The 19639-nt window shown below is 72.0% G+C and carries 13 protein-coding genes and 1 tRNA gene; 8 read left to right on the top strand and 6 right to left on the bottom strand.

The genetic code is table 11. The features are described from left to right. The first annotated feature begins 322 nt into the window (after positions 1-322). From WME97_RS06835 to WME97_RS06850, 4 genes are all read left to right on the top strand, one after another. Positions 323-1453 (top strand): serine/threonine-protein kinase, encoded by a 1131-nt coding sequence (locus tag WME97_RS06835; RefSeq protein ID WP_437550420.1) that lies wholly within the window; start codon positions 323-325, stop codon positions 1451-1453. A gap of 197 nt (positions 1454-1650) precedes the next feature. Further along, positions 1651-2766 (top strand): prephenate dehydrogenase/arogenate dehydrogenase family protein, encoded by a 1116-nt coding sequence (locus tag WME97_RS06840; RefSeq protein WP_437550421.1) that lies wholly within the window; start codon positions 1651-1653, stop codon positions 2764-2766. Positions 2767-3482: 716 nt separating this feature from the next. Further along, a complete protein-coding gene (locus WME97_RS06845) occupies positions 3483-5624 on the top strand; it encodes a response regulator (RefSeq protein ID WP_437550423.1) in 2142 nt (713 codons plus the stop codon). A gap of 744 nt (positions 5625-6368) precedes the next feature. Beyond that, positions 6369-6707, top strand: coding sequence for a hypothetical protein (locus WME97_RS06850; RefSeq protein ID WP_437550425.1), 339 nt, complete (start codon positions 6369-6371; stop codon positions 6705-6707). Between the two features lie 718 nt (positions 6708-7425). Here the strand turns inward: WME97_RS06850 and WME97_RS06855 are convergent. Further along, entirely contained in the window at positions 7426-10029 is a 2604-nt protein-coding gene (locus WME97_RS06855) for a GAF domain-containing protein (protein WP_437550427.1), read from the bottom strand. Positions 10030-10919: 890 nt separating this feature from the next. On the opposite strand from WME97_RS06855, the gene WME97_RS06860 reads away from it, so the two are divergent. Further along, positions 10920-12317 (top strand): hypothetical protein, encoded by a 1398-nt coding sequence (locus tag WME97_RS06860; protein WP_437550429.1) that lies wholly within the window; start codon positions 10920-10922, stop codon positions 12315-12317. An 82-nt stretch (positions 12318-12399) separates the two neighbouring features. On the opposite strand, the gene WME97_RS06865 is transcribed toward WME97_RS06860, so the two are convergent. Then, entirely contained in the window at positions 12400-12885 is a 486-nt protein-coding gene (locus WME97_RS06865; protein WP_437550431.1) for a gluconokinase, read from the bottom strand. A gap of 99 nt (positions 12886-12984) precedes the next feature. Here WME97_RS06865 and WME97_RS06870 point away from each other — a divergent pair, with 99 nt between their 5' ends. Continuing rightward, the gene (locus WME97_RS06870) at positions 12985-14301 is read left to right on the top strand and encodes a serpin family protein (protein ID WP_437550433.1); all 1317 of its coding nucleotides are present in this window, start codon (positions 12985-12987) and stop codon (positions 14299-14301) included. A gap of 109 nt (positions 14302-14410) precedes the next feature. Here WME97_RS06870 and WME97_RS06875 read toward each other — a convergent pair whose 3' ends face one another. The 3 genes from WME97_RS06875 to WME97_RS06885 all read right to left on the bottom strand — a co-directional run bounded on the left by WME97_RS06875 (position 14411) and on the right by WME97_RS06885 (position 17132). Continuing rightward, positions 14411-15073: a methyltransferase family protein gene (locus tag WME97_RS06875; protein ID WP_437550435.1), complete on the bottom strand. Its 663-nt coding sequence runs from the start codon at positions 15071-15073 to the stop codon at positions 14411-14413. Positions 15074-15250: 177 nt separating this feature from the next. Then, positions 15251-15511: a SemiSWEET transporter gene (locus WME97_RS06880; RefSeq protein WP_437550437.1), complete on the bottom strand. Its 261-nt coding sequence runs from the start codon at positions 15509-15511 to the stop codon at positions 15251-15253. A gap of 163 nt (positions 15512-15674) precedes the next feature. Beyond that, positions 15675-17132 carry a PLP-dependent aminotransferase family protein gene (locus WME97_RS06885; RefSeq protein ID WP_437550439.1) on the bottom strand — a complete coding sequence of 486 codons (1458 nt, stop codon included), beginning with the start codon at positions 17130-17132 and terminating at the stop codon, positions 15675-15677. A gap of 91 nt (positions 17133-17223) precedes the next feature. Between WME97_RS06885 and WME97_RS06890 the strand changes: the two genes are divergently transcribed. Both WME97_RS06890 and WME97_RS06895 read left to right on the top strand, forming a co-directional pair. Then, positions 17224-18258 carry a GNAT family N-acetyltransferase gene (locus WME97_RS06890; protein WP_437550441.1) on the top strand — a complete coding sequence of 345 codons (1035 nt, stop codon included), beginning with the start codon at positions 17224-17226 and terminating at the stop codon, positions 18256-18258. Between the two features lie 262 nt (positions 18259-18520). Beyond that, positions 18521-19288, top strand: coding sequence for a hypothetical protein (locus tag WME97_RS06895; RefSeq protein WP_437550443.1), 768 nt, complete (start codon positions 18521-18523; stop codon positions 19286-19288). Between the two features lie 205 nt (positions 19289-19493). Here WME97_RS06895 and WME97_RS06900 read toward each other — a convergent pair. Then, positions 19494-19567 (bottom strand) — tRNA-Arg (locus WME97_RS06900). Positions 19568-19639: the final 72 nt, after the last annotated feature.

The following is a 19639-nucleotide window of genomic DNA, read 5'->3' on the forward strand; positions in this document are numbered from 1 at the left end:
ATATGGGAGAGACGTCGGGTTGTGCGCTTCGCGCCATCGCGCGGCGGCGCCGCCGCTTCCTTCCTCTCGGCACGACGACGCGCGCGCTGCGCTGCCTCACCCTCGTCGCGAGGGTTCCCCTCCAGCGGTCTTTTGCCAGGCCGTCGGGCCGCGCGGACAGGGGTGAAACCGGCAGGGGTGAGAGGGGAGCGCGGCGCTGGCCTCGAGCTCCGGCGACGACCGGCGACCGCCAATCCGGCGAGCGAAGGTGCTAGGATGAATCAGCGCATGTACGGGGGGCGGGCGGCTGCCCCCGCGCCGGTGCGCGCTGCGGGGAGCTTTGATGAACGCACCTGTCGTCGCAGGGGACGTGATCGCCGAGAAGTACCGGGTCGACAGGATCTCGGGCAGCGGCGAGCTGGGGACAGTGGCCTTCGCGAGCCACCTCGTGCTCCCGCAGCGGGTCGCGATCGAGCTCCTGCTCGCCGACGGCAGCCCGGAGCGTGTGGAGCGCTCGCTCCGGGAGGCGCGCGCGGCGGTGGCGCTCAAGGGGGAGCACGTCGCGCGGGTGCTCGACGTCGGCCAGCTCGCCTCGGGGGTCGCGTACATCGTCACGGAGCACCTCGACGGGCAGGACCTCTCCGAGCTGCTGCGCGGCCGCGGCCGGATCGAGCTCTCGGAGGCCATCGATTGGGTGCTGCAGGCCTGCGTGGCGGTGGCCGAGGCGCACGCCGCGGGGATCGTGCACCGCGACCTCGAGCCGGCGCGCCTGTTCCTCGCGACGAGCCCCGGCGGCGCGACGCTCCTCAAGGTGCTCGGCTTCGGCGCGTCCAGGGAGCTGCCCGGCGCGAGCGACGCCGGCGCGCCGGCGCGGACGCGGGAGGAGCTCGGCGCGCCGCTCTACATGGCGCCGGAGCGGATGCGATCCTCGGTCGCCGTCGACGCCCGCGCCGATGTCTGGTCGCTCGGCGCGATCCTGTACCGGCTCCTGACCGGGCGGCCGCCGTTCGAGGCGAGCTCGCTCGCGGATCTCGCGCCGCGCATCGCGAGCGCGGCGCCGGCGCTCCCGAGCGCGCTGCGGTCCGACATCCCCCCTGCCATCGACCGCGTGCTCCTCTGCTGCCTCGAGAAGGACCCTGCGCGGCGGCCCGCGAGCGTGGCCGAGCTGGCGATCGCGCTCGCCCCTCACGCGTCGGCGGAGGGCCAGGATCACGTGGAGCGGGCCGCGCGGCTCCTCGGCGCGACGCTCCCGCCGCGCCCCCGCGCCTCGCTCCCGACGATCGGACTCGGGCTCAGCGCGAGGCCCCGTCCGCCCGAGAGCGCCGGACCGAGCTCGGAGGCGGGCCCGGTGACCCAGCGGCACGGCGCGTACGGCGCGCAGGACACGGGGCGCAACAGGGCGCGCATCGCGCTGATCGCCGCCGTCGCGTCGCTGCTCGCGATCCTCGGCGTGGCCGCGACGCAGCTCAGGTGAGCCGGCGCCGGCCGAGCCGCCGCGGGCGCAGGAGCGCCGCCTCCAGCCCTCGCCGGAGGGGCATCGTCGCCGCGAGCGCGGCAGGATGGGAGAAGCCGGAGAGCCGTCCTGTCTCCCAGGGACGCGGTCGCAGATCCTCGCGGCTATGCCGAGAAAACGTGGCATCCGCGTAGACCGGCTGTCGTAGTATCCGCCGCATGCCGCATTCTCTCCCACATTCCGGGGGCGGTCTCGCTCCGCCCGCGCGCATCGGCAAGGTCGCATTCCTCGGGTATGGCCGCTTCGGTGCGGCGCTCGGGTCGCTGCTCCGCGATGCGGGGATCTCGGTGCGCGCGTTCGACCCTTCTGCGGAGGTCCGCGGCGCCGCGCGGGCCGCCTCGCTCCCGGAGCTCGTGGACGGCGCGGAGCTCGTCATCGTCGCCGTCCCGGTGCCGGCGGTGCGCGAAGCCCTGCTGTCGCTGCGGCCGCACCTTGCGCCGGGGCAGCTGGTGGCCGACGTGGGCAGCGTGAAGAGCGTGCCGGCGAGCGCCATGGCCGAGGTGCTCGGCGAAGGCCGGCCCTGGGTGGCGACGCACCCGCTGTTCGGTCCGGCGAGCCTCGCCCGCGGCGAGCGCCCGCTGCGCGTCGTCGTCTGCCCCAACCCTGCGCACCCGGACGCGGTGCGCCGCATCGTCGCGCTGTTCGAGCGGATCGGCTGTCAGGTGCTCGAGCAGGCGCCGGAGGAGCACGACCGCGTCATGGCCTTCACGCACGCGCTCGCGTTCTTCATCGCGAAGGGCATGATGGACGCGGGCGTGCCCGCTGGCGCGCCCTACGCGCCGCCCTCGTTCCAGGGCATCGCGCACACGATCGAGACGGTGCGCGTCGACGCGGGGCACCTGTTCGCCGCGCTGCACCGCGAGAACCCCTTCGCGGGCGAGGCGCGCCGCCGCCTCATCGACGCGCTCGTCGCCGTCGATCGAAGCCTCGACGTCCCGACCAAGGACGCCGCGCCCGAGGACCTCGCCGCGCTCGCGATCCCCGATCTCGGCGCCCTCTCTCCCGAGCTCCGCGAGACGCGGGAGCTCATCGACGACCTGGATCTGGAGCTCGTCGGCCTGCTCGCGCGGAGGGCCGAGCTCGTCCAGCGCGCCGGGCGCGCCAAGGCCACGATCGGGGCGGCGGTCCGGGATCCGTTGCGCGAGGCGCGGCTGATGGAGTCGCGCCGCCGCTGCGCCGTCGAGCTCGGCCTCGACCCCGACGGCGTCGCCGAGGTCTTCGAGGTGATCCTCCGGCACTCGCGCTCGCTCCAGGAGCGGCGCTCCGCCGTCTAGCGCGCGGCGCAGGCGACCGGCTCCTCACACCGAAACACGCGGCACACCGAGCGCGTCGAGCGGGTATCGACAGAGAGTCAGGAGAGCGTCGATGCCTCGCTCTCCGCGCCACGTGCGTCGGCTTTCTTCGTGTTTCTCCGATTCTCGCGCTGCTTCACGGCCTCTTCGAGGGGGCGCTCGGTGGCGCACGAATTCCTCTTTCCACCCTGGCGTGCTCCGGTGTAGGGTCTGCGTGCGGGGATCATGCAGCGGCGTCAGGCGCCCCCTTGTGGATACTGCAGGTGAGGCCTGGGTCGCAGATAAGACAGCACCTCGATTACGATACGAGCTCGTCGGCGCAGGGCAGCGCACGGGAGGGGCTGGAATGGATCTGCGGAGCGGCCATACCGGGCGGGCCGAGCGTCCCGGGGCTGAGCGTGGCCGGCTTGCGCTCCGCGCGCCGGCGCCCCCGCGCAGGGCTGCCTCCGGGAAGTCCCTCCGGCGCCCGGAGGGGCGCTCCGGCAGGTGGGCGGGCGTGCTCACCCTCCGCCGCGGGCGCGCGCTGCGTCCCTGCGGCGACATGGTTTCCCCGAGCCTCCTCGCACGGAGCGCTGGAGCGGGCTGGAGCGGATGCGGCAGACGCCGCCTGAAAGCGGTGGACACAGCCCCATTCCTGAGGATGCTGCGAGGCTGGCCGCGGCGCTGACAACGGAGCAAGGGGGGCAAGGAGACGCGGGATGAGGGCAGAAGTAGGCAGAGTCAACATCCTGATCGTTGACGACAGGCCTGAGCAGCTCCTCTCCCTGGAGGCAGTTCTCGCGCCGCTCGGCGAGAACATCGTCAAGGCGGCGTCCGGGAGGGAAGCGCTTCGCCATCTCCTTCAGGAGGAGTTCGCGGTCATCCTCCTCGACATCAAGATGCCTGAGATAGATGGGTTCGAGACGGCGACGCTCATCCGCAAGCGGAGGAGCACGCTGCACACGCCGATCATCTTCCTGACGGCGCACACCGAGCGCGTCTATGTCGAGCGCAGCTATTCGCTCGGGGCGGTCGATTACATCATGACCCCGTTCGCCCCCGAGGTCCTCCGCACCAAGGTGTCAGTCTTCGTCGATCTCTTCAAGAAGACACAGAAGATCAAGCTCCAGGCGGAGTCGCTGCGCGCGCACGCGGAGCAGCTCCAGCGGCTCAACCGCGCCGCGCTCACGATCAACTCGGCCCTGTCGCTCGACGCCATGGTCGCGGCGATCACGGAGGCGGCCCGCGACGTCGGCGGCGCCCATCAGGCGATGACCCTCGTGAAGCTGGAGCGGCCCGGTGAGCGGGCGCGGACCGCGGTGTCGCTCTCGGAGCGGTACACGACGTTCCAGAAGGAGGCGCCTCCCCCCATCGCCGGCAAGCTGTGCGCGCTCGTCTGCGCCAGGAACAGGCCTCTCCGGCTGACCCAGCGAGAGCTCTCGCTGCACCCGGAGTGGCTGGACAACGGCGGGCAGAGGCCGCCGCCGCGGGGGTACCTCGCGGCGCCCCTCACCGCGGCCGACGGCCAGAACATCGGGACGATCCAGCTCTCGGATCGGAACGACGGCGAGTTCTCCGACGACGACGAGACCGTCCTCGTGCAGCTCGCGCAGCTCGCTTCCATCGCCATCCAGAACTGCGTGCACGCCGAGGCGCGCGAGGCGAACCGCCTGAAGGACGAGTTCCTCGCCACGCTTTCCCACGAGCTGCGCAGCCCGCTGAACGCGATCCTCGGCTGGACGCACCTCCTGCGGTCCGAGCCGTTCGATGAGCAGCGGGTGTCCCACGGGCTCGAGGTGATCGAGCGCAACGTGGCCGCGCAGACGAAGCTCATCGAGGATCTCCTCGACGTCTCGCGGGTCACGACGGGCAAGCTGAGCATCAGCGCCGCGCCGATGGCGCTCGCGCCCGTCGTGGAGACCGCCATCGACGCGATCCGCCCCGCCGCCGAGGCGAAGGGCCTCACGATCGACGTCTCGCTCGACCCCGACATCGAGGTGAACGGCGACGCGGATCGGCTGCAGCAGGTCGTCTCGAACCTCACGTCCAACGCGCTCAAGTTCACCCGTCCCGGGGACCATATCCTCGTCTCCCTCCGGCGGGCCGGCGCGACGGCGGAGCTCACGGTGCGCGACACGGGGGAGGGGATCGCGCCGGATTTCCTCCCGCTCGTCTTCGAGCGCTTTCGCCAGGCCGACAGCACGAGCCGCAGGACGCACGCGGGCCTCGGCATCGGGCTGTCCCTTGTGCGCCATATCGTCGAGATCCACGGCGGCTCGGTCGTGGCCGACAGCCCTGGGTTGCACAAGGGGTCGACGTTCGTGGTCCGGCTCCCGCTCCTCGGGGTCGGGCGCAGCTCGCTCCCGGCGCTCACGAGGGAGGGGCGGTCGCGCTCGCTCGCTTGCTCGGAGTCCGCGTCCAATCTCGGCGGGCTCCGTGTCCTGCTCGTCGAGGACGACGCGGACGCCAGGGAGCTCCTTCAGGAGGTGCTGTCGCAGCACCACGCCGAGGTGACGGCCGTGGCTTCGGCCCGCGAGGCGCTCGCGGCGTTCTGCGCGGATCTCCCGCACGTGCTCGTGAGCGATATCGCCATGCCGGGCGAGGACGGCTATGAGCTCATCCGCGCCATCCGCCAGCGCCCGCCGCAGGCCGGCGGCGATCTGCCCGCGCTGGCCCTGACGGCCTATGCTCGCAAGGAGGACCAGAAGCGCGCGCTCGACGCCGGCTTCCACATGCACGCCACGAAGCCGATCGAGCCCGCCGCCCTCGTGGCCGCCGTGGCCAGCCTCGCGGCCCGGGCCCGCGCAGGCGACCTCCCCTGCGCCCGGGAGCGAGGGTCGAGCGAGGAGATCAACCCGTGAAGAGCGCGCGGAGACGAGGGGCCGCGGGCGCTCCATAGCGGCGCGCCTCCGCGTTCTCCGTCGCTTGCACATCCAACCTGAGCTCGCTCGCTACCTCGCCCGCCCCGCCAGCGATATCGGGTCTCTCCCCAGCGTGCCTGCGCTCATGAGCAGGGACGAGGACCATGGCCGATGGGCATCGGGCCTGGGACTTGCACTTCTTGCACTTGATGACGCGAACGTGTCCTCATGACCAGACCGGGAGCCGACCCATCGGGGCCAGACGAGGCGCGTCCGCGCTGCAGTCGGGCTCTGTTCGCGTGTGGCGCGGCGCCGGCGCCGCTCCTCCAGGCCGCTCACGCGAGGAGGCTTTGGCTCATGGGGCCCTCACCTCTGGAGGTCAATCCGTTATGGCGGATGAGCTGTCAGGCGCAGTCGCTTTTCACGCGTCATGTTCGCCCCGCGTCGATGTAGGCGAATGTGCTTGACCAGCGGGAGCTCACGGGGGGGCACCCACATGCAACGATGATGCAGTGAGACAAAAAGCTTGCGTAATCCAGTATGGTGGCTTATCGTCCACCATAACGGAATCCCCACGGAGTTGACACCGGCCCATCGAATGCAGCGTGCTCATAGCGCTTTTTAGGGCGCACATTTTGCGCGAATTTGCGTGGATTGAGTCGCTTGGCGGTGTGGAGCGGTGATCGGCGCGGGGTTCTGCCGAGTCATTCTTTGGGGGGGACAACCCAACGGAGAGAACGAACCATGAACGCTTCGAAGAGCATCTTTGCAAGCGCGCTGCTGCTAGGCGCGACCATGATGATGATCGGCGCCGGATGCGGCGATGACGATGGGACCACCACCTCCTCCACGACGACGAGCTCGGCGTCGGGCACGGGCGGCGAAGGCGGCGAAGGCGGCGCCGGCGGCGAGGGTGGCGCGGGTGAGGGCGGCGGCACCGGCGGCGAGGGTGGCGAGGGTGGCGCGGGCGGCGGCACCGGCGGCGCGGGTGGCGAGGGTGGCGCGGGCGGCGGCACCGGTGGTGCCGGCGGCGCTGGCGGCGCTGGCGGCGCTGGCGGCGCGGGCGGCGCGGGCGGCGCCTGAGACGAGCGCGTCGATAGCGGCCATCCCTCGCCGAGCCCGCGGTACGGCAGGCGGGGGATAGGCCGTTGGAGCGCCACTCATCACCTCCCGTCCCCATGCGTCTTCGCGGCTGCATGGCTCGGTCGGGCGTTGTTCGGCGCTCTATCGCGATGTGCAGGTTCGTGGGATGCTAGCTCGACCGCCAGGCCAGCGCGTTAGGCGTGCGAATGTGCGCTGAAGCGAGCCGAACGACGCGGATGAGCCCGTAGCGCACGAAGTTGCGCCGCGCTGTAGGCTCGGGAATCACGGGTAGGCTGGGAGACGGCAGGTGCTTTGTGTCTTCCCACCGTCCCGTGGTGTCCCGAGCATTTTGATTTCGGAAACTGTGTCTGTCAGCGCCGGCCTCGAGGGGCTGGGTGCAGGACGGCGTCTGCGCTGTTGCCGCGCGCTCTACCGCGCTGCCACGTGTCTTTCGCGCTGCGGCGCGCCTTGTTCGCACGGCCGCATTCCCCTTCGCGCTTGTACGCATCTCGGACGGAGCCATGGCGCAGACGCGCTCGCGCTATGCATGTTTTGCGGCCCCTCTGGTGCCAGCGTCATGGATTTTTCAGAGGGGATGGCCCTCCGCGATGTGAGCTTTGCCCGCGGCGCCCCCGCGAAGCCTCGCTGAAGCTCTCCCCTTCCTGCCGGGGAATCCTGTCGGGCGGGACGGACCCGGACGCACCCCGCTGCAGCGGGGCTAGCGCGCCTCGTTGCAGCGCCGCAGCTCGCTCGTGGGGCTAGCGTCGCGGTTGCACGCACGGAGCTCCTCGGTGAGGCGAGCGACCTCGTCGACGAGGGCTTCGTTGCAGCGACGGAGCTCGCGCGAGGTGCTCTGCGCGTCGCGGTGGCGCAACGCGTTGTGGACGGCCACCGCCGCCTGCGATGCGAGGAGGCCGCAGAGCTCGACCTGGCCGGCGCGGAACGCGCCAGCGGTCGCGCCGTTCTCCGCGTAGAGCACGCCGGTGAGGCGGCCCTGATGCGTCATGGCGAGGCACAGGATCGACCTGAGGCCGCCCTCGAGCAGGTAAGGGTCGTCCGCGAACCGCTCGTCCAGGGCCGCGCTGGTGAGGGCGATCGGTTGCTGTGTCTGGGCGACATGCTGGACGACGCTCGCGGCGAGATCGGAGGTGGAATCGAGCGGCGTCGCGGGTCCGAGGCGGACCCCTCCGCGGTCGCCGTCGAGCTCGGCCTCGATGGTCAGCGCGCCGTCGCGCGCGAGGACCAGCACGGCGCGCTGCGCCCCCGCGCTCTCGCTCAGGGCCCGGAGGAGCCGCTCGAAGAGGCGCTCCAGGACGAGCTCCCCGCAGAGCGCGCGCGAGACGCGGAGGAGGGCGAACGCGTCGAGCGACGTGGGGCGCTCCGTGCTCGCCGGGAGTGAGGACTCCGGCGGACGGCTCTGCTGCCCGACGAGCGCGGCGCGCGCCACGAGGTGCGGGTACTTTCGCGACAGCTGTCGCGCTTTGGCCTGCGCGCCCCACCGCAGATAGCCCTCGTGGGCGTCGGCCATGTAGACGTGGGCGATCCTCTCCCTGCCGCTCGCCAGGTGGAACTTCGCGCAGAGCTCGCTGGCGAGCGCCTCGTCCCGGACGAAACCGTTCACCTTCGCCGACTCGATCGCCTGATCGTAGAGCTTCATCGCCGCGAGCTCCTCGCCGGCGGCGCGCGCGGACTCCGCGCGGAGGAGGAGGTGCTTGTGACGGTAGTTGTCCGGGCACCGCTCGCCCCACTCCGAGAACCGATCCCGGTAGCTCGCCACCGAGACGGTGGTCAGCTGCCGGCCGCGCGCCAGCGCGGGCGAGAGCAGCGTCAGGCAGGTGTAGAAGAACACCTCTGTCGCGAGGTGATCGTCGACGCCGCCCTGCATCCTCGCCTCGGCCAGCGAGCCCATCCGCAGCGCCCCCTCGTAGTCCTCGTTGAGGAAGCAGATCTGCTGCCGCAGCGCGTAGTGGACGCGCGCGGCGGCGCCGTGCGCCGGCGCCGAGAGCTTCGCTTCATCCGCTGCGTCGTCGAGATCACCGTGGCTGGGCGGGCGGGACGCGCCGGCGCGCGTCGCGTCCATCAGGTCGTCGAGCGCGCGGCGCACCCCGGTCAGCGCGAGGGCGGCGAGCTCCTCCCGCGCGCGCCGCACCAGCGAGAGGAACCCGTCGACCTCGGCCCGCACCGCCTCGCACTCGTCGCCGAGCCCGAATCGAACGAGCGCCGTGTGGACGCACGCCTGGGACAGATAGGTGAGATCGCCCGTCCTGTGCCCCGCCTCGAGCGCGGCCTGGAAGAGATCGAGGCTGGAAAGGAGGTGATCGGTGAAGACGCTGACGTGGGCCCCGAGCACGACGCGCAGCCGGCACGAGAGCTCGGGCTGGCCGGACCTCTCGTTCATCTCGAGCGCGAGCTGGCCGAGCTCGTAGGCCTCGTCGTAGCGGCGGAGCACCCGCGCGGCGACCCAGGCGTAGGCCATGTAGCCGTACGAGGAGACTCCGCCGTGGCCGTGCTCCAGCGACAGGTTGACCTGCCTGGCCGCGATGAACGTGCAGAGCGGCGGGTTCACCGTTGCGGCGGGGAGCATCAGGGCCATGAGGAGCCGGAGCGCCGCGCGGGTCCGGGCGTCCGACGCCTCGGGCTCGTCGAGCAGATCCTTGAGCCGGCGCGTGCCGAGCGCGGCGCGCGCGGCCGCGAGCTCGGCGTCTGCGGCCGCCTTCCGCCCCGGCCCGTCCTCGGGGAGGGGGACGCCGAGCATCGCGAGGGCCGTCTTTCCGAGCGCCACCGCCTCGTCGAGCCGGCCCTGCGTTGTGTACACGGCGATGCGCAGCTCGTGCGCCCTGGCCCGCTCGAGATCCGAGCGCGCCTCCGCCGCGAGCACGTCGAGCAGCGCCTCCGCGCGCTCGAGCCGGCCGCCGAGGTGCGCGCACTCGGCCGCCTCCGCGTGCAGCGAGAAGGCGATCTCGTGGTCTCGCTTGAAGCTCCCGTCCGGCAGCGCCGCGATCCCGGCCTCGAAGAGATCGGCGGCCGCCGGGGTCGCGCCCCGCTCCCTCGCCTTGCGGCCCGCGGCGAGGTTCATCGCGGCGAGCGCCGCCCGCTCGCGCGGCTCGACGATCAAGGGCGCGCCGAGGTTCAGGTGGTGCGCGGCCTCGAAGAGCGCCTCGTCCGAGCGCTCGCGCTGTGATCGCGCCTCGGCCATACGCCCGAGGCGCAGGTGGACCGCGCGCCGCTCCGCGTCAGGGAGGGCGGCGTAGGCGTCGATGTCGACCTTCAGCACCTGCGCACGCGCAGTGCGCTCGTCAGCGGGCTTGCAGAGCAACTTCATCGCCATCTCCGAGGCGATCGCGTGGGGCGCCGGCGGCGAGGGCGGGGCTGGCGCGGGGGGGCCGCGCAGTCGCGCCTTCGCTCGCAGGGAGCTCCGTCGTGATCGTAGATGGGTAGGGGATCATGGAGCGGCCGGCGCCCGCGGTCGCGGGCTCCTCCAGCGGGAATACGTCCGCCGGAGTCGGGTGGCAGCATCCTACCTTAAGTGGGCGTGGGTGCGCTACGGTGGTAGACGCCCGTCTTTCCGTTCTGCGCGCGCCGACGGCCACCCGCGGAGCCGGGGGAGGGCGGCCTCGGGGTCCGCGCGGGCGCCCCGCCCGGGGCTCGCGGCTCCCGACGCCCCGGCGTCAGGGCCGCCCCGGGCGTCAGGGCCTTGCGCGCGAGCAGCCTGCCCCATCGCCTGCGCCTCGCCGGACCAGGCGACGTTCAAGATGCCAGTCACCCGCGCCTCGACGGCAGCGGCGAGCGACTCGACCCTATTCGACCATCGATGATCTGGATACGGAACAGGCGGTGTCCAGGGCGAGAGATGCCCTATCCATCTCTGTCGGCGCGCGCGTGCCAGCGCGCGAGTCGAACGATCGCGCGACCGGGGTCGAATGGCCGGCTCGCCCTGGAGCGACGGTGCGAAGAGGACATGAGGCGGCGCCGAACGAACGCGTCCTCCTGCCCCGGATGAGCCCGCATCCAGCGAGAAAAGTTTGGAGTTTTCAACTTCGCGAGAAGCTTGAAAGGCGCGGGCCATGGTCCGCATCCTGCAATGTTTCCAGTGTGCCCGCGTCGAGGCGGGAGAGGAGATTCAGTATGTGGTCTGTCTTGAGAGCACGGAGCGCCCTCTGCGGCGTCATCTGCTGTGGCGCCGGGTGTATGTCCTCGGAGGCTGCGGACGCTGTGTCGGAGGGCGAACCCGGAGGCGACAGCGGCGGTGCGGCGCGGGCGAACGCCGAGCACGCCTCGCCTCCCGGGATGTGCGAGATGGGGGCAGTCGGCCCCGGGGGCGTGTGTCTGGGTGCCGCGGTCGCACCCAGCGGGCGGCTGGCCGGCGCGGCCGGGCTCGGCGACAGCGAGCGGGCCGAGCGGGCGTGCCGGCAGAGATCGTTCAGCCGGCAGTATCCTGGCAAGGGCGCGACCCTGCGCGGCTTCACGGTCGACGGCGCCGGCCGCGCGCTGCTCGCCGGCTCCTTCGAAGGGGAGCTGACCTTCGGCAGCACCCGGCTGCGGAGCGCGGGCGCGACGGACGCCTTCGTGGCCGAGCTCGACGCGTGCGGCGCTCCGCTCTGGAGCAAGCAGTTCGGCGACGGCACGGCGCAGAGCGCCATCGACGTGGCCGCGAGCAGCGGGGGTCAGTCGCTCGTGCTCGGCGATTTCTCCGGCACGGTCCGCTTCGGCGCGCACCGGCTCACGGCGGCGTCGCCCTCGGGCGCGGACCTGTTCCTCGCGAAGCTCGGCCCGCGCGGCGCGGCGAGCTGGGCGGCGCAGATCTCCGCGGAGGAGGACGCGATCCTGAGCGGCACGGCGCTCGCCGCCGATGGCCGCGGCGGCGCGCTCGTGCTCGGCAGGCTGGAGGGGGCCGCGAAGGTCGCCGGCGCGCGGATCGAGCGGCGGGCGATCGGCGCCTTCGTCGTCCGGCTCGACGCCTCGGGTCGCTTCGCGTGGGTCAGCCTGCCGCCGAGCGGCTCCGACAGCGACGAGATCGGCATCGAGGTCGACCGCGACGGGAACGCGATCCTCGCGAGCCAGGACGGGCGGGGCACGGCGACGTTCGTGACCAAGCTGGACCGGAACGGAGAGCTCGTGTGGCACAAGCGGTTCGGTGGCTCGCCGGATCAGCTCGAGGAGGCGTACGACCTCGCCGTGGATCCAGAAGGCGCCGCGTTGCTCTCCGGCAGCGGCGTCTTCGGCGAGCCCGACCTGCCGGGCGGCCCGCGGCCGTTCGTCGCCAAGATCGGCCCGGATGGCCGTGTGATCTGGGTGAAGCGCTTCGACGCGCGGAGCCCCCGCCGCATCACGGCGAGCGGCGAGCGCGTGGTGCTGGCAGGCGATGCGCTGTGCGCGTCGGCGGATGAGCCGGCGTCGTGCAGCGCGTGGGCGGCCGAGCTCAGCTCCAGCGGAGAGGAGCAGTGGACCCGGCGCATCGGCGCGGACGTCCACGTCTCCGGGCTGGAGATGGACCCGTGGGAGAGCCCGATGCTGGCCGGGTCCTTCCAGGGCACGATGGCGCTCGGGGACGAACGCCTCTCCAGCGACCAGGGCGCGCTCTTCCTGACCCGCTTGCCGGACCCGGGCTGACCGCGCGCGGGCGCTCGGGTCCTGCCGGAGAGATCGCCTGGAAAGCGCCCGGCGCCGGCAGGCGGCGCGGCGCTGGCCCGGCTCACGCGCCGAGCGCGCGGCGGACGGCGGCGACGATCTCCTCGGGGGTGCCGCCGACGTCGACGCGGATCGCGTCCTCGGGCGGCTCCAGCGCGGCGAGCTGCGTCGAGAGGAGGCCGGGGGGCATGAAGTGATCCTTGCGCGCCGAGAGGCGCGCGGCGATCAGCGCTGGATCGCCGGTCAGGTGCACGAGGCGCATCCGCGCGGGGTCGACGAGCAGCTGCGCGCGGTGCGCCGCCTTGAGCGCCGAGCAGGCGATCACGGCGCCGCGCCCCTCGTCGAGGAGCTGGCGGATGCGCGCGGTGAGCGCCGCGATCCACGGCGCGCGATCTCGATCGTCGAGCGGCTTGCCGGCACGCATCTTCTCGATGTTGGCGGCGGGGTGGAAGTCGTCGGCGTCGACGAGCTCCCATCCGAGCTCGCGCGCAAGGCGCGCCCCGACCGTCGTCTTCCCGGCGCCGCTCACGCCCATCACGAGCACGATCACGGGCGCCGCGCCTCTCCGATGGCTGTCTCTCGCGCTCTCCGCATGGTGGGAGCCATCCTATCATGGGCGGTTCGGCACGCCCCCTGCTGCGCCGGGCGCATGCGTAGGCCTCCGATCCCTGTGGTCCTGTTGCCATTTTCCCTGCTCTGCGCCGGTTGCTCCTCTGGCGGCGCCGAGCCGGAGCCGCGGCCCTCGCCGTCCGGGTGCGCCGATCCGGGCACCGCGGGCTGCGTCGTCGCCTCGGACAGGCAGCGGGCCCGCGCGCCTCGGGTGCCGGAGGCCGACGCCAGGGAGCTCGCCCTCGGCAACACGGCGTTCGCGCTCGAGCTCTACCGCCGGATCGGCGCCGCGCCGGGCAACCTCTTCTGCTCGCCGTACAGCGTGTCGAGCGCGCTGGCGATGACGTACGCCGGCGCGCGCGGGGAAACGGCGGAGCAGATGGCGCGCGCGCTGCGCTTCACGCTGCCGCAAGCGCGGCTCCACCCGGCGTTCAACGCGCTCGACCTCGCGCTCGCGCGCCGCGGCGAGGGCGCCGAGGGGCGGGACGGCAAGGGGTTCCGGCTCCACATGGCCAACGCGATCTGGGGGCAGGTCGGCTCCGCGTTCGTGCCGTCGTTCCTCGACGTGCTGGCGGAGAGCTACGGGGCCGGGCTGCACGTCGTCGACTTCGTCCAGGCGCCCGACGAGGCGCGGGGGATCATCAATGGCTGGGTGGCCGAGCGCACCGAGGACCGCATCAAGGACATCCTGCCAGAAGGCGCGCTCGGGCCCTCGACCCGGCTCGTGCTGACGAACGCCATCTACTTCAACGCTGCCTGGCAGTTTCCGTTCGAGGAGGAGGAGACGACTCCGGGGAGCTTCACGCTGGCGGACGGCTCCGCGGTGTCCGTGCCGATGATGACCCACCACGCGCAGGTCCGTTATGGCGAGGGCGACGGCTACGAGGCGCTGGAGCTGCCCTACGACGGCGGTGAGCTGTCGATGGTGCTCGTGCTCCCGTCGGAGCTCGGCGGCTTCGAGGCGGGGCTCGATCCGGAGCGGCTGGATGGCGTCCTCGCCTCCCTCGGGTCGCGGAGCGTCACGATGGCGCTGCCGCGGTTCAAGATCGCCTCGACCCTGGATCTCGCCCCGCCGCTCGAGGATCTGGGGATGCCCGCCGCCTTCTCCGATCACGCGGATTTCTCGGGGATAAGCGTCCAGGGCGGCCTGTTCATCACCGATGTGCTCCACGAAGCGTTCGTCTCCGTGAACGAGGCGGGCACCGAGGCGGCGGCGGCGACGGCGGTGGTGATCGGCGAGACGTCGGCGCCCGAGCCCGCCACCATCCGCTTCGACCGCCCGTTCCTCTTCGTCATCCGGGATCGCGCGACGGGCGCGATCCTGTTCGTCGGCCGCGTCGCCGACCCGTCCAGGTAAGAGCGCCGGGTCCGGACGAGCGAGGCATCCTGCGACAGGCGTTGCATCCTGCCTCATGGCGCCGCGTGCCCGCCTCTGAGTGAGGGGGCACGCGTCGCGCGAGCCCTCCTCAGTAGAGGCGGGGGACGAGCCGCGCGGACGTCCGGCGCGCGTAGTCGTCGTATTCCGGAAAGGTGTCGCGCAGCACGCGCTCCTCGTATCCCATGCGGATGACCTGCAGGATCATCTCGACCGTGTAGATCAGGACCGCGGCGATGGACGGATAGATCAAGATGATTCCCGTCCCCTGGATCAGGGTGGCGAGATAGACAGGGTGGCGCACGAGCCGGTAGGGGCCGCTCGTGATGAGGCGTCGCGCCTCGGGCATGACGCTGAACGACTTGCCCAGCCACCCGATGCTGACCACGGCGAGCGCCATTCCACCGATGATGAACAGCGTGCCAATCACCAGACGGCCGGGCATCGGCGGGGTCTTGGGCAGCCATGCGATGCTCGCCGGCAGCAGGCCGGCGGCGAGCGCGGTGATGCGAGGTACGACGCCGCTCAGCTTGCGTACAGGGCGGAGGCGAACGAGCGTGAACGCCGCGACGAGCAGCAGGTAGACCTCGGTGGCCACGAGCGAGGCCACCGTCGTCCCGTAGGTGAGCCCCCTGGGCCCGCTCCAGAGAAACAGGTGAGCATAGAGTTCGCGCCCGACGAACAGGGCGTTATAGAGCATGAGGACGGCGAGCGGCAGCCGCATCGCGAGGTCGTAGATCACCGCGCCATTCATTGTATCCCCCCTTACTTCGCATCGTGAGAGGGGGCGCGAGCGAGGTCAAGCCAGCGGGGCTTTCGTCGCGTCGGATCCATCATCCATCCACCGCGGGCGCAGCGCGCTTCGACGGCGGCGGGGCCGCGGGACGATCGATGTCTGTCGGAGACAGCGCCTGCGGGGGAGAAGGAGAGTTCAGCCGTATCGGAGCTTGAGGAGGAACACGGTGCCCGAGAGCACGAGGGTGATCGCGTTCGCGACGACGATGGGCACGTCCTGCGTGAGCACGCCGTAAACGAGCCACAGGCCCACGCCGGCGACGAACGCCGCGTACATGCCGACGGAGATCGAGCGTGTGTCGCGCGTGCGCAGGGTGCGCAGCACCTGAGGAAGAAAGGAGATCGTGGTGAGGGTGGCCGCGACGAGCCCGAGCGTGGTCACTGCTGCTGGCGTCATCTGTTCTGTCGTGTCCCTTCGGTTCGCCCGAGGTGCATAGGGGAGGCGTATCCGGAGAGACAGGGAGATAGGGATGTTTTGTCGACGCCTCCACGCTTCCACGTGGCGCGGCGTCCACCTTCGGGAGGGCCGCGGCGCTCAGCTGGTCCGCCCGCCGGGGCGCTCACACCGCCTCGACCATCCTCTCCACCGCATCGCTGATCTCCTGCTCATCCAGCGCCGCGAACCCGAGCCGCAGGAAGGGGCGCTTCTTGCCGTCGAACGCGAACCGCCGCCCCGCGGAGAACGCCACCTTCCGCGCGAGCGCGCGCTCGGCCCAGGCGTCCGCATCGATCGCGGCGTCCACCTTGGCCCACAGGGCCATACCGCCGGCAGGCACGGCGAAGTCGAGCGCGCCGGGGAGCCGCGCGCGCAGCGACGCGACGAGCCGATCGCGCCGCGCCCGGTAGGCGCGGCGCGCGCGCTGCGCATGGCGCTGCACCTCGCCGTCATCGAGGAGCTCGGCGACGGCGCGCTCCACGGCGTGGTCGCCCTGCCGGTCGACGAAGGTGCGGTGGAGGGAGAGGCGCTCGATCAGCGGCTCGGGGGCGACCACGAAGCCGATCCGGAGCCCGGGGGCGAGGATCTTGGACAGGGTGCCGATGTAGACGACGACGCCGGCCGTGTCCGCGCTGGCGAGCGGCAGCACCGGGCGGCCGTCGTAGTGGAACTCGTGATCGTAGTCGTCCTCGAGGACCGCGATCCGGCGGGCCCGGCAGAGCTCGAGGAGCGCGATGCGCCTGCCGGGCGCGAGCACCGCGGTCGTGGGGTACTGGTGGTGCGGGGTGACGTAGACGGCGCGCAGGCGCTCCCGCTCTGCGAGCTCCGAGAGCGCGTCGACGGAGAGGCCCGCGGCGTCGACCGGCAGCGGGAGGAGCCGCGCGCCTGCGAGGCGGAGCGCCTCCCACGCGGGGCGGTAGCCGTAGGACTCGACGGCGACCGCGTCGCCCGGCGCGATCAGGGCGCGGGCGACGAGGTCGAGCGCCATCTGGCTGCCGCGCGTGACGATTACCGACTCCGGCCCGGCGGCGAGGCCGCGCACCGCCGAGAGCATCGCGGCGAGGGCGGCGCGGAGGCGCTCGTCGCCGCGCGGATCGGCGTAGTCGAGCAGCTGCTTCGACCCGGCGTGCAGCGCGCGGCGGTAGGCGCGCGCAAGCGCCGCGGTCGGGACGAGGCGCATGTCGGGGAGGCCGCCGCTCATGCGGAGCGTGCCGGGCGGGATGATGGGCACGTGCCGGAGCGAGGTCGCGCCGAGATCGAAGCCGAGCCGCGCCGGCACCTCCGCCCGCGCGGCCGCGCGCCGGGCGAAGCCGCGGGGCGCCGGCGCCGGCAGCTCCGCCGAGACGAAGGTGCCGCGCGCGGCGCTGGCCTCGATCCAGCCCTCGGCGGCGAGCTCGCGGTACGCGGCGAGGACGGTGTTGCGATGGACCGACAGGGACCGCGCGAGCGCGCGGCTGCCCGGCAGCTCGGCGCCGGCGCGGAGCCGGCCGCGGCGGATGTCGTCGGCGAGGGCGCGCGCGATCTGCAGGAAGATCGGCTGCGGCGCGGCGGGATCGACCGCGAGGGCGAGCTCCCAGGGCATGCCAGCTGGTCTAGCAGAAATCGGCGAACCGGATCTTTCGAGAGTACCAGGTGCGCGCCAACCTCGGTCCATGCGCAGGGAGATTTTTCGCATGGAGAGGGCGGAGGCCGAGGCGTTCCTCGGTCTCGCGGAGGTGGTCCACCTGGCGTCGACGACGGCGGAGGGCGAGCCGGTCTTGAGGACGGTGCACGGCGTCGTGGTCCGGGGCGCGATCGCGTTCCACGGCGCGCCCGTGGGCGAGAAGACCGAGGCTGTCGGCCGGCCCGTGGTGGTGTCGTGCGAGCAGGTCGTCGCGTCGATCCCGAGCTACTTCACCGATCCGGAGCGGGCGTGCCCGGCGACGACGCTCTACCGGAGCGCGCAGGTCCACGGGGTGATCGAGCGCGTGGACGATCCGGATCACAAGGCCGAGGTGCTGGAGGCGCTGATGCAGAAGTACCAGCCCGAGGGCGGGTACACGCCGCTCGACGCGTCGAGCCCGCTCTACCGCAAGGCGATCGCCGGGATCCTCGTGCTCGCGGTCCCGCTGTCGCGGCTCGACGGCAAGGCGAAGCTCGCGCAGAACCGGACGCCCGAGGAGCGGGCGCGGATCCTCACGAAGCTCTGGGAGCGGGGTGCGCCGGGCGATGCCGCGGCGATCGATCTGCTCCGCGGCGCTTGCCTGGACACGCCGGTGCCCGAGTTCCTGCAGGCGCCGGCGGGCTGCGTGCTCGCGTGCGCGCTGGGCCAGCGCGACGTGGCAGCGGCCGTCGATCTGCTGGAGGGCGGCTACTGGAACCAGGGCGTGTCGCGCGAGGCGATCGCGCGGGCGCTGCTCGGCTCGTCGGCGTGGGTGGGCGCGCGCGACGCGGCGGGCCGGCTCGTGGCGACGGCGCGGGCGATCAGCGACGGGAGCAGGCGCGCGTGGATGTACGACGTGATGGTCGCCCCCTCGCTGCGGGGCCGCGGCGTGGGCGAGGCGGTGGTGCGGCTGCTGCTCGGGCACCCGGCGGTCCGCGGCGCGAGCCACGTCCACCTGGGCACCCAGGACGCGCACACGTTCTACGCGCGGTTCGGTTTCCGTGACCGCGCGGCGCTGCCGCCGCGGCCGTTCACGTCGACGGAGATGCAGCTCGTCCGCGCGTGAAGCGGCGCTCGGGCGGCCGACGCGGTCGTGCGGCCGTGCGGCGACGGCTCGCGGGATGCATGGCGCATTCCGTAACAAACCATGACGATGTGTGCCACGCACGTTGGTGTGCACGACGCGAGATCCAGCGGTTTTATCGGTGTTCGTGCCGGCACACGCGTTGCGTATTCGCCGTCGCATGGGACACACATTCTCGACGTTTGCTCTTGCGCTCATGTCTCTCGCACCGCTCTGCACGACACTCGCGTGCGGTCCTGCGGCTATGCCGTTCAACGACGACTACCTCGGGGGCAACGACGACGATCCCGGGGGCAGCAGCGACGACGACCCGACGAACCCAGAGCAGGCGTCCGTCTGCGAGCCTCGACAGGCTGCGATCTCGGCTGATTTTGAGCTCGTTGTGGAAGATTGGCCGAGCGATCCGTCCGATTCCTATGATTACAATATCGTCGCGCCCTGCCAGGTGGAGGCGGCCAGCGCAGCATCGCGCGACTTCGCATGTACGGACGAAGACGGCGCGGTGCACGGCCTGACGCTCACCCTTTCCAATCTCCACATCGTCGGTGCCATTCCGGCGAGCGGTCCCGTGTTCCTTCGGGCGGCGCGATATGATGATCTCGGCGAGGACTATCAGTGGTTCGAGGTGCGCGCCGGCTCCGATGTCACGGGCGCGCTGCTCGCGGGAGGCGTACGCGCTTCCAGCTGGATCCCCGATTCGTCAAGTGAAGCCTATTTCGCGCCGATCTCGATGTTGCCGGCCGCCGAAGAGGGATGTCCCGAAGAGATCCGACGTGAATGCCTGAACAGCCGCAGATCCCGGATCCAGTTCTGGGTCGACCATGTGCCCGGCGCCTCGATTCTCGACGGTCACGAAGGGGATATCGACGCGAGCGGGGCATACCGTGCGATCGTGGGCACGAGCGTGGACAACTACCTGAGCGACCCTGTCGCCTGCCACCCGGGCGACGATCCGAGCTACGCTGATGAGTGGCGTGTCTTGATCGGCGCAAAAGCGATCGATGGCCTCTAGAACTTCGCTAGGAGCGCGCGGCCACACCGCCGACACGACCGCCGAGGAGTCGGCCGGCCACCGTCGCGCCCTCGCGGGCGCTCCCTCGATCGGCGAGCAACGCGCGGAGGCCCGGAGCACCAGCTCCCCACCTTGCGCTCACGCGGGTTCCGGGCGAAGCGCAGCCGAGCCAGCCGCGAACGTTGCGGAAAGGTAGAGGACCCAGCGCGCCACAGTGGATTCGAACCACTGGCCTTCGGCTCCGGAGGCCGACGCTCTATCCAGCTGAGCTAGTGGCGCACTCTCGCGGGTTTCGCGAGGGCCCGGAACCTACCCAAGACCTGGCTCTCGCGCAACCCCTTTCCTGCACCT

It is taken from the genome of Sorangium sp. So ce367, assembly GCF_051520455.1.
In the GTDB taxonomy this organism is placed as follows: Bacteria; Myxococcota_A; Polyangia; order Polyangiales; family Polyangiaceae; genus Sorangium; species Sorangium cellulosum_B.

Bases quoted from the DNA above. Each gene is read 5' to 3' on its own strand.
- WME97_RS06835 (WP_437550420.1), top strand. From the start codon at position 323: ATGAACGCACCTGTCGTCGCAGGGGACGTGATCGCCGAGAAGTACCGG.
- WME97_RS06840 (WP_437550421.1), top strand. From the start codon at position 1,651: ATGCCGCATTCTCTCCCACATTCCGGGGGCGGTCTCGCTCCGCCCGCG.
- WME97_RS06845 (WP_437550423.1), top strand. From the start codon at position 3,483: ATGAGGGCAGAAGTAGGCAGAGTCAACATCCTGATCGTTGACGACAGG.
- WME97_RS06850 (WP_437550425.1), top strand. From the start codon at position 6,369: ATGAACGCTTCGAAGAGCATCTTTGCAAGCGCGCTGCTGCTAGGCGCG.
- WME97_RS06855 (WP_437550427.1), bottom strand. From the start codon at position 10,029: ATGAAGTTGCTCTGCAAGCCCGCTGACGAGCGCACTGCGCGTGCGCAG.
- WME97_RS06870 (WP_437550433.1), top strand. From the start codon at position 12,985: ATGCGTAGGCCTCCGATCCCTGTGGTCCTGTTGCCATTTTCCCTGCTC.
- WME97_RS06875 (WP_437550435.1), bottom strand. From the start codon at position 15,073: ATGAATGGCGCGGTGATCTACGACCTCGCGATGCGGCTGCCGCTCGCC.
- WME97_RS06880 (WP_437550437.1), bottom strand. From the start codon at position 15,511: ATGACGCCAGCAGCAGTGACCACGCTCGGGCTCGTCGCGGCCACCCTC.
- WME97_RS06885 (WP_437550439.1), bottom strand. From the start codon at position 17,132: ATGCCCTGGGAGCTCGCCCTCGCGGTCGATCCCGCCGCGCCGCAGCCG.
- WME97_RS06890 (WP_437550441.1), top strand. From the start codon at position 17,224: ATGGAGAGGGCGGAGGCCGAGGCGTTCCTCGGTCTCGCGGAGGTGGTC.
- WME97_RS06895 (WP_437550443.1), top strand. From the start codon at position 18,521: ATGCCGTTCAACGACGACTACCTCGGGGGCAACGACGACGATCCCGGG.